The 9,127-nt window shown below is 66.5% G+C and carries 11 protein-coding genes; all 11 read left to right on the top strand.

The window, feature by feature from the left end:
• On the top strand, positions 1-213 hold a 213-nt coding region (locus tag HWX76_RS35720), incomplete at its 5' end, for a DUF3400 domain-containing protein (protein ID WP_176017080.1).
• Positions 214-299: 86 nt separating this feature from the next.
• A complete protein-coding gene (locus HWX76_RS35715; RefSeq protein WP_011546191.1) occupies positions 300-743 on the top strand; it encodes an HIT family protein in 444 nt (147 codons plus the stop codon).
• On the top strand, positions 740-1,153 hold the full coding sequence (locus tag HWX76_RS35710) for a DUF971 domain-containing protein (protein WP_050014701.1): 414 nt from the start codon (positions 740-742) through the stop codon (positions 1,151-1,153). The genes HWX76_RS35715 and HWX76_RS35710 overlap by 4 nt, the downstream gene beginning before the upstream one ends.
• 52 nt (positions 1,154-1,205) lie before the next feature.
• Complete coding sequence (gene ubiE, locus HWX76_RS35705; RefSeq protein ID WP_006477837.1) at positions 1,206-1,937, top strand: bifunctional demethylmenaquinone methyltransferase/2-methoxy-6-polyprenyl-1,4-benzoquinol methylase UbiE; 732 nt, start codon at positions 1,206-1,208, stop codon at positions 1,935-1,937.
• 41 nt (positions 1,938-1,978) lie between these two features.
• Positions 1,979-3,013 (top strand): TIM44-like domain-containing protein, encoded by a 1,035-nt coding sequence (locus HWX76_RS35700; RefSeq protein WP_050014698.1) that lies wholly within the window; start codon positions 1,979-1,981, stop codon positions 3,011-3,013.
• A gap of 163 nt (positions 3,014-3,176) precedes the next feature.
• The gene (locus tag HWX76_RS35695) at positions 3,177-3,803 is read left to right on the top strand and encodes an SCP2 sterol-binding domain-containing protein (RefSeq protein WP_027806086.1); all 627 of its coding nucleotides are present in this window, start codon (positions 3,177-3,179) and stop codon (positions 3,801-3,803) included.
• 12 nt (positions 3,804-3,815) lie between these two features.
• Complete coding sequence (gene ubiB, locus HWX76_RS35690; protein WP_050014696.1) at positions 3,816-5,393, top strand: ubiquinone biosynthesis regulatory protein kinase UbiB; 1,578 nt, start codon at positions 3,816-3,818, stop codon at positions 5,391-5,393.
• A 17-nt stretch (positions 5,394-5,410) separates the two neighbouring features.
• A complete protein-coding gene (locus HWX76_RS35685) occupies positions 5,411-6,037 on the top strand; it encodes an SAM-dependent methyltransferase (protein ID WP_176017079.1) in 627 nt (208 codons plus the stop codon).
• 95 nt (positions 6,038-6,132) lie between these two features.
• On the top strand, positions 6,133-6,486 hold the full coding sequence (locus HWX76_RS35680; protein ID WP_050014693.1) for an FmdB family zinc ribbon protein: 354 nt from the start codon (positions 6,133-6,135) through the stop codon (positions 6,484-6,486).
• A gap of 61 nt (positions 6,487-6,547) precedes the next feature.
• On the top strand, positions 6,548-7,198 hold the full coding sequence (locus HWX76_RS35675; protein ID WP_006477842.1) for a DUF502 domain-containing protein: 651 nt from the start codon (positions 6,548-6,550) through the stop codon (positions 7,196-7,198).
• A 67-nt stretch (positions 7,199-7,265) separates the two neighbouring features.
• Positions 7,266-9,068 (top strand): aspartate--tRNA ligase, encoded by a 1,803-nt coding sequence (gene aspS, locus HWX76_RS35670; RefSeq protein ID WP_011657896.1) that lies wholly within the window; start codon positions 7,266-7,268, stop codon positions 9,066-9,068.
• Positions 9,069-9,127 lie beyond the last annotated feature (59 nt).

Below are 9,127 nucleotides of genomic sequence, written 5' to 3'. Positions count from 1 at the left end.
GCGCCGGCCGCCGCGGGCGCGAACGGCCCGGACGTGAAGATCCTGACGAGCTGCCCGTCGTGCCTGCAGGGGCTGTCGCGCTACAACGAGGATGCGAACCTCGAGGCCGACTACATCGTGGTCGAAATCGCGCGCCAGGTGCTCGGCGAGAACTGGATGGCCGATTATGTCGCACGGGCGAACCATGGCGGGATCGAGCGCGTGCTGGTCTAATGCGGGCATGACGACCGCCCGGCGGGACTAGGATGAGAGCGGGCGCCGGCGCTGATGTGCCGGCGCCCGTCCACATGGGAGCGACGATGGAATGCGTGTTTTGCCGTGAAGACGGCGGCGAGGTGCTCTGGCAGGACGATGCGCTGCGTGTCGTGCTGGCCACCGGCGAGCACGACTACCCGGGCTTCTGCCGGGTGATCTGGGGTGCGCACGTGGCCGAGTTCTCCGATCTCGGCGAGCCCGAGCGGGCACATCTGATGCGCGTGGTCTACGCGGTCGAGCGGGCCGTGCGGCGCGTGATGCAGCCGAACAAGGTGAATCTCGCGAGCCTCGGCAACATGGTGCCGCACGTGCACTGGCACGTGATTCCGCGCTTTTCCAACGATGCCCATTTCCCGCAGCCCGTGTGGGCGCCGCGCCAGCGCAGCGTGTCCGAGGCGCTGCTGCGCTCGCGCGCGGCGCAGGCCTCGCTGCTGCACAATGCGGTGCGCGAGGAAATTCAACGCATGACCGATTCGAGGCAAGCATGAGCGGTTTGACTTCCACGACGCCGATTCCGTCCGGCGTCGTCGTGCACGCGGTGTCGCGCGTGCTCGAATTGCAGTACCCGAACGGCGAGAGTTACCGGATTCCGTTCGAGCTGATGCGCGTCTATTCGCCGTCGGCCGAGGTGCGCGGCCACGGGCCCGGCCAGGAGACGTTGCAGACCGGCAAGCGCGAAGTGACGATCACCGCGCTCGAGGGCGTCGGCAACTACGCGCTGCAGCCGACGTTCTCCGACGGCCATTCGACCGGCATCTACTCGTGGGACCTGCTGTACGAACTGGCGACGCAGCAGGACGCGCTGTGGCGCGACTATTTCGACAAACTGAAGGCGGCGGGCGTCGAGCGCGACGCGCCGATGCCGGCAGCCGCAGCGCCGCACGGCCACTGCCACTGAAATCGACGGCGCCCGCTCGGCGCCGTCTTGCCATTTACTGAGGATCAACGCGATGAGCAAAACCCACTTCGGCTTCGAAAGCGTCGAGGAAAACGAAAAAGCGAAGAAAGTGGCGGGCGTGTTTCATTCGGTCGCGAGCAACTACGATCTGATGAACGACCTGATGTCGGCGGGCATGCACCGCGCGTGGAAGGCGTTCACGATCGCGCAGGCGAACGTGCGCCCCGGCTTCAAGGTGCTCGACATCGCGGCCGGCACCGGCGACTTGACCAAGTCGTTCGCGAAGGCGGCCGGGCCGACGGGCGAGGTCTGGCATACCGACATCAACGAATCGATGCTGCGCGTCGGCCGCGACCGGCTGCTCGACAAGGGCGTCGTGACGCCGTCGCTGCTGTGCGACGCCGAGAAAATTCCGTTTCCGGACAACTACTTCGACGTGGTCACGGTCGCGTTCGGGCTGCGCAACATGACGCACAAGGATGCCGCGCTCGCCGAGATGCGCCGCGTGACGAAGCCCGGCGGCCGCGTGATGGTGCTGGAATTCTCGAAAGTCTGGGATCCGCTTAAAAAAGCGTACGACCTGTATTCTTTCAAAGTATTACCGTGGCTTGGCGACAAGTTCGCGAAAGATGCTGAAAGTTATCGGTATCTTGCTGAATCTATCCGGATGCACCCCGATCAGGACACGCTGAAGACGATGATGGAACAAGCGGGTCTCGATGCCGTCAAATATTACAATTTGTCAGGTGGCGTGGTAGCTTTACACCTAGGGACCAAGTACTAAGGGGTTCTTTCCCTACATTCGTCTTACATTCGGAGAAGCTGATGTCTGAATCGCGTTCGTTGTTCAACCGTAGCAAGCCGTCGAAGCCGTGGGCTCGACGGGTCGGCACGCTGCTGATGGTCGGCCTGCTCACGGCCGGCACGTTCGCATCGCTCGACGCCGAAGCGAAGCGCATGGGCGGCGGGCGCAGCATCGGCCGCCAGAGCTCCACCGTCACGCAGCGCCAGGCCACGCCGCCCGCGCAGCAGCCGATGCAGCAGGCCGCGCCGTCGCAGGCGCAGCGTACGAACCCGGCCGCGCCCACGCCGGCCGCGCAGCCCAACCGCTCGCGCTGGCTCGGGCCGATCGCCGGTCTCGCGGCCGGTCTCGGCATCGCGGCGCTGCTGTCGCACTTCGGCCTCGGTGGCGCGTTCGCGAGCATGATGGCGAACGTCATCGTGATCGCGTTGCTCGCGATGGTCGGCATCTGGCTGGTCCGCAAGTTCATGAACCGCCGTCGCCCGCAGGAGCCGGCATATTCGGTCGGCGGCGCTTCGTCGTCGTCGGGCGGCTATTCGCAAAGCCCCTCGTTCCAGCAGGGCAACACCGGCGGCAACTACGCGGGCAGCGGCAGCAGCTATGCCAATGAAGCGCAGGGCGTGTTCGGCGGCGGTGCGGCGGCCGCCGGCGCGGCAGGCGCGATGGCGGCTGCGCCGCTTCAAGTGCCGGCCGGCTTCGACACCGAAGCGTTTCTGCGCAGCGCGAAAGTCTATTTCGTGCGCCTGCAGGCCGCGTGGGACCAGGGCAACCTGGCCGACATCCGCGAGTTCACGACGCCCGAAATGTTCGCCGAGATCAAGATCGACCTCGATTCGCGCGGCAACGACGCGAACCAGACCGACGTCGTGCAGCTCGACGCGGAACTGGTCGCGATCGAGGATCGCGGCATCGAGCAGTCGGCGAGCGTGCGCTTCCATGGCCTGATCCGCGAATCGGCGAATACGTCGGCCGCACCGTTCGACGAGGTGTGGAACCTGTCGAAGTCGGGCAGCCAGGGCTGGCTGCTCGCGGGTATCCAGCAGATCAACACGCACTGAGCGTGGCCGGCGGCCCGCGCCGCCGGGCACCCGGGCGACGGCCGCCGCACTGCGACCGCTTGCCGCCCGGGTGTACGGTCAGGCACGGTCTGCCATCGATCCGACGTTACAATAGAAACCCGCGTGGGCGCCCGGCCTGCGCGGGTTTTTTCTTTCCCAGCCGATGACCTTTGCCGCCAAGCCTTTTGCTGCTGCCGTCAATCACCTGCTCGCGCGCGAATCGTGGGCGCGCGACCGCCTGATTCCCTATGCGGGCAAGACTGCCCGGATCGACGTGCCTCCCGTCACGCTCACGCTGCTGGTGCAGCCCGACGGCTATCTGTCGGCTGTCGACGCACATGATGCGCAACAGGTCGACGTGTCGATCGCGCTCGCCGGCGATACGGTCGCCGCGTTCCTGCAGGGCGGCCAGGCCGCCGTGATGAAGCACGTGAAGATCGAGGGCGACGCGGAATTCGCGACGCAGATCGCGAAACTGGCCGAGCATCTGCGCTGGGAACCGGAAGAAGATCTCGCGAAGCTGGTCGGCGACGCGGCGGCGTACCGGATCGCGACGGTCGTGCGCGATGCCGGCGCGCGCGCGCGCCGCACCGGACGCAACGTGCTCGACTCCGTCGCCGAATACTGGCTCGACGAGAACCCGCAAGTCGTCCGGCGTGCGTCGCTCGGCGGCTTCGACGCCGAACTGGCGCGCGCACGCGATGCGCTCGCGCGGGTCGAAAAGCGGGTCGAGCGACTCGAACAAAAAATCGGCGCGCGCACGGGTTCCAGCCCGCGCGGCGCGCACTGAGGGCCGCAGGGCATGCGCATTTTCCGTTTCATCAAGATTGTCTACACCGTCATCCGCTTTGGTCTCGACGAAGTGATGCTGTCCCGGATCGACGACCGGCGCGTGAAGCTGCTGCTGCGGATCACGACGATCGGTCGCCGTTACTCCGATCCGCCCGCCGTGCGGCTGCGCCACGCGCTCGAAAGCCTCGGCCCGATCTTCGTGAAGTTCGGCCAGGTGTTGTCGACGCGCCGCGACCTGCTGTCGGTCGATTTCGCGAACGAACTCGCGAAGCTGCAGGATCAGGTGCCGCCGTTCGATTCGGCCGTCGCGATCGCGATCATCGAGAAGTCGCTCGGCGCGCCGGTCGACGAGCTGTTCGACGAATTCGAGCGCGAGCCGATCGCGAGCGCATCGATCGCGCAGGTGCATTTCGCGAAGCTGAAGCAGGGCGTGCACGCGGGCAAGGCCGTCGCCGTCAAGGTGCTGCGGCCGAACATGCTGCCGGTGATCGATTCCGACCTCGCGCTGATGCGCGACATCGCGACGTGGACCGAACGCATGTGGGCCGACGGCCGGCGCCTGAAGCCGCGCGAGGTCGTCGCCGAATTCGACAAGTACCTGCACGACGAGCTCGACCTGATGCGCGAGGCCGCGAACGGCAGCCAGCTGCGCCGCAACTTCGCGGGCCTCGACCTGCTGCTCGTGCCCGAGATGTTCTGGGATTTCTCGACGTCGCAGGTGCTCGTGATGGAGCGCATGACCGGCGTGCCGATCAGCCAGGTCGAGACGCTGCGCTCGGCCGGCGTCGACATCAAGAAGCTCGCGCGCGAAGGCGTCGAGATCTTCTTCACGCAGGTGTTCCGCGACGGTTTCTTCCATGCGGACATGCACCCCGGCAACATCCAGGTGAGCCTCGACCCGAACACGTTCGGCCGCTATATCGCGCTCGATTTCGGGATCGTCGGCGCGCTGTCCGATTTCGACAAGAACTACCTCGCGCAGAACTTCCTCGCGTTCTTCAAGCGCGACTACCACCGCGTCGCGACGCTGCACCTCGAATCGGGCTGGGTGCCGCCCGAGACGCGCGTCGAGGAGCTCGAAAGCGCGATCCGCGCGGTGTGCGAACCGTATTTCGATCGCGCGCTGAAGGACATCTCGCTCGGCCAGGTGCTGATGCGCCTGTTCTCGACGTCGCGCCGCTTCAACGTCGAGATCCAGCCGCAGCTCGTGCTGCTGCAGAAGACGATGCTGAACGTCGAGGGGCTCGGCCGCTCGCTCGACCCCGAACTCGACCTGTGGAAGACCGCGAAGCCGTATCTCGAGCGCTGGATGACCGAGCAGATCGGCCTGCGCGGCTGGTACGAGCGGTTCAAGGTCGAGGCGCCGCAGTGGAGCAAGACGCTGCCGCAACTGCCGCGCCTGATCCATCATGCGATGGCCGCGCGCCACGACGCGCCGCGCGCCGCGAGCGAGGAGCTGATGCGTCAGGTCCTCGTCGAGCAGAAACGGACGAACCGGCTGCTGCAGGCGTTGCTGATCTTCGGCCTGGCCGTCGGCGTCGGGGCGCTCGTCGCGCGCGTGCTGCTCGCGCTCGCGTACGGCGCCTGACCGAAAGGAGCCACGCCATGTCCGAACCGAAACAGCCGTCCGCGTCGAGCGCCGCCGATTTCGCGACGCGCGACCCCGGCAGCGCGTCGTTCTGGGACGAGCGCTTCGAGCGAGGCGTGACGCCGTGGGAATTCGGCGGTGTGCCGGACGGGTTTCGCGCGTTCGCGCAGCGGCGCGACCCGTGTGCGGTGCTGATCCCGGGCTGCGGCAGTGCGCAGGAGGCCGGATGGCTCGCGCAGGCCGGCTGGCCGGTGCGGGCGATCGATTTCGCCGCGCAGGCGGTCGCTGCGGCGAAGGCGCAGCTCGGCGCGCATGCGGACGTCGTCGAGCAGGCCGATTTTTTCCAGTACCAGCCGCCGTTCGATGTGCAGTGGGTGTACGAGCGCGCGTTCCTGTGCGCGCTGCCGCCGAGCCTGCGCGCGAGCTATGCGGCACGGATGGCCGAGCTGCTGCCCGCGGGCCGATTGCTGGCCGGTTATTTCTTCGTGGTGGCGAAACCGAAAGGGCCGCCGTTCGGGATCGAGCGAGCCGAACTCGACGCGCTGCTCGCGCCGCACTTCGAGCTGATCGAGGATCTGCCCGTGACCGATTCGCTGGCCGTGTTCGACGGGCACGAGCGCTGGCTCACGTGGCGTCGCCGCTGATGCGCGCGCGTCGCGGCCGTTGCCGGAGCGGGCCGGGGTTTCGGCTATAATTCAAGGTTTTGCAAGCCGTTTCCAGTTTCTGCGGGAAAAATATCATGCCGATCTACGCCTATCGATGCGAAGCGTGCGGTTTCGCGAAGGACGTGCTCCAGAAGATGAGCGACGCGCCGCTGTCGCAATGCCCTGAATGCGGGAAGGATGCTTTTCGCAAACAGGTGACCGCCGCCGGTTTCCAGCTGAAGGGCTCGGGGTGGTATGTCACTGATTTTCGCGGCGGCTCGGGCGGCGCCAGCGCACCGGCGACCGCGTCGGGCGACGCGGCGCCGGCGGCACCCGCGGCGGAAGCCGCACCCGCCGCGGCCGCGCCGGCTGCGACGAGCAGTGCGGGCAGCACCACGACGACGAGCGCCGCGCCGGCACCGGCTGCGACGCCCGCCGCCGGCACTTGATCGTCGCGGCCCGGCCGGGTCGCGACCAACCCGCGCTTCCGGCGCGGTTCATTGACGGCAGATGATGAAAAAGACGACCCTGAAAACGGTGTTCCTGACCGGCTTGCTGGTTCTCGTCCCGCTCGCGATCACGCTGTGGGTGCTCGGCCTCATCATCGGCACGATGGACCAGACGCTGCTCCTGCTGCCCGAATCGTGGCAGCCCGAGCGGATGCTCGGCTTCCATCTGCCGGGGATCGGCGCGGTGCTGACGCTCGCGTTCATCTTCGTCGTCGGGCTGGCCACGCAGAACTTCATCGGCCAGAAGCTCGTCACGTGGTGGAACGCGGTCGTGCGTCACATCCCGGTCGTCGGGCCGATCTACACGAGCGTCAAGCAGGTATCGGACACGCTGCTGTCGAGTAGCGGCAACGCATTCCGCAAGGCGCTGCTGATCGAATACCCGCGCCGCGGCTCGTATACGATCGCGTTTCTGACCGGCACGCCCGGCGGCGACGTGGTCAACCATCTGACGGAAGAGTACGTGAGCGTGTACGTGCCCACGACGCCGAACCCGACGTCGGGCTTCTTCCTGATGTTGCCGAAGAGCGAAGTCATCGAACTCGACATGTCGGTCGATGCCGCGCTCAAGTACATCGTCTCGATGGGCGTCGTGGCGCCTTCGGCGCCGGCTCCGGCGCCCGCCCGTCGTCCCGTCGAGCCGCCGCTGTAAGTAAAGAATCATCGCCCGGGCCGCGCGTTGCGGCGCCCGTTGATCAAACCGAACGAAAGCAAACATCATGTCGATGCGTACTGAATACTGCGGTCTCGTGACCGAACACCTGCTGGGCCAAACCGTGTCGCTGTGCGGCTGGGTGCAGCGCCGCCGCGATCACGGCGGTGTGATCTTCATCGACCTGCGCGATCGTGAAGGCCTCGTGCAGGTGGTGTGCGACCCGGATCGCGCGGAAATGTTCGCGACCGCCGAAGGCGTGCGCAACGAGTTCTGCGTGCAGATCAAGGGCCTCGTGCGCAACCGTCCGGAAGGCACGGTCAACGCCGGCCTGAAGAGCGGCAAGATCGAAGTGCTGTGCCACGAACTGAACGTGCTGAACGCGTCGGTCACGCCGCCGTTCCAGCTCGACGACGACAACCTGTCGGAAACGACGCGCCTCACGCACCGCGTGCTCGACCTGCGCCGCCCGCAGATGCAGCACAACCTGCGCCTGCGCTACCGCGTCGCGATCGAGGCGCGCAAGTATCTCGACGAGCAGGGCTTCATCGACATCGAAACGCCGATGCTGACGAAGAGCACGCCGGAAGGCGCGCGCGACTACCTCGTGCCGTCGCGCGTGAACGCGGGCCAGTTCTTCGCGCTGCCGCAGTCGCCGCAGCTGTTCAAGCAGCTGCTGATGGTCGCGAACTTCGACCGTTACTACCAGATCACCAAGTGCTTCCGCGACGAGGATCTCCGCGCCGACCGTCAGCCGGAATTCACGCAGATCGACTGCGAAACGTCGTTTCTCGGCGAGCAGGAAATCCGCGACCTGTTCGAAGACATGATCCGTCACATCTTCAAGACGACGATCGACGTCGAACTCGACGCGACATTCCCGGTGATGCCGTACTCGGAAGCGATGGCGCGTTTCGGTTCGGACAAGCCGGACCTGCGCGTGCAGCTCGAATTCACCGAGCTGACCGACGCGATGAAGGACGTCGACTTCAAGGTGTTCAGCACGCCGGCCAACGCGAAGGACGGCCGCGTCGCGGCGCTGCGCGTGCCGAAGGGCGGCGAGCTGTCGCGCGGCGACATCGACGGCTACACGGAATTCGTGCGCATCTACGGCGCGAAGGGCCTCGCCTGGATCAAGGTCAACGAGAAGGCGAAGGGCCGCGACGGCCTGCAAAGCCCGATCGTGAAGAACCTGCACGACGCGTCGATCGCGGCGATCCTCGAGCGTACCGGCGCTGAAGACGGCGACATCATCTTCTTCGCGGCCGATCGCGCGAAGGTCGTCAACGACAGCCTCGGCGCGCTGCGCCTGAAGATCGGCCATTCGGAATTCGGCAAGGCGAATGGCCTCGTCCAGGCCGGCTGGAAGCCGCTGTGGGTCGTCGACTTCCCGATGTTCGAATACGACGACGAAGACGCGCGCTACGTCGCCGCGCACCACCCGTTCACGAGCCCGAAGGACGAGCACCTCGAGTATCTCGAGACCGACCCGGGCCGCTGCCTCGCGAAGGCGTACGACATGGTGCTGAACGGCTGGGAAATCGGCGGCGGCTCGGTGCGTATCCACCGCGAGGAAGTGCAGAGCAAGGTGTTCCGCGCACTGAAGATCGGCGCGGAAGAAGCGCAACTGAAGTTCGGCTTCCTGCTGGACGCGCTGCAGTACGGCGCGCCGCCGCACGGCGGTATCGCATTCGGTCTCGACCGCATCGTCACGATGATGGCCGGCGCCGATTCGATCCGCGACGTGATCGCATTCCCGAAGACCCAGCGTGCGCAGGATCTGCTCACGCAGGCGCCGAGCCCGGTCGACGAGCGTCAGCTGCGCGAGCTGCACATCCGTCTGCGTCAGCCGGAGCAGCCGAAGGCGTAACGCGTTTTCGCACCCGGTCGTGCGCGCGGCGACGCGCGCGCGACATCCAACGAAAAGGC

Source organism: Burkholderia sp. BCC0398 (assembly GCF_902833245.1).
In the GTDB taxonomy this organism is placed as follows: Bacteria; Pseudomonadota; Gammaproteobacteria; order Burkholderiales; family Burkholderiaceae; genus Burkholderia; species Burkholderia sola.
Note: the sequence above shows the minus strand (reverse complement) of the source record. Positions and strands in the feature narration are given on the sequence as shown.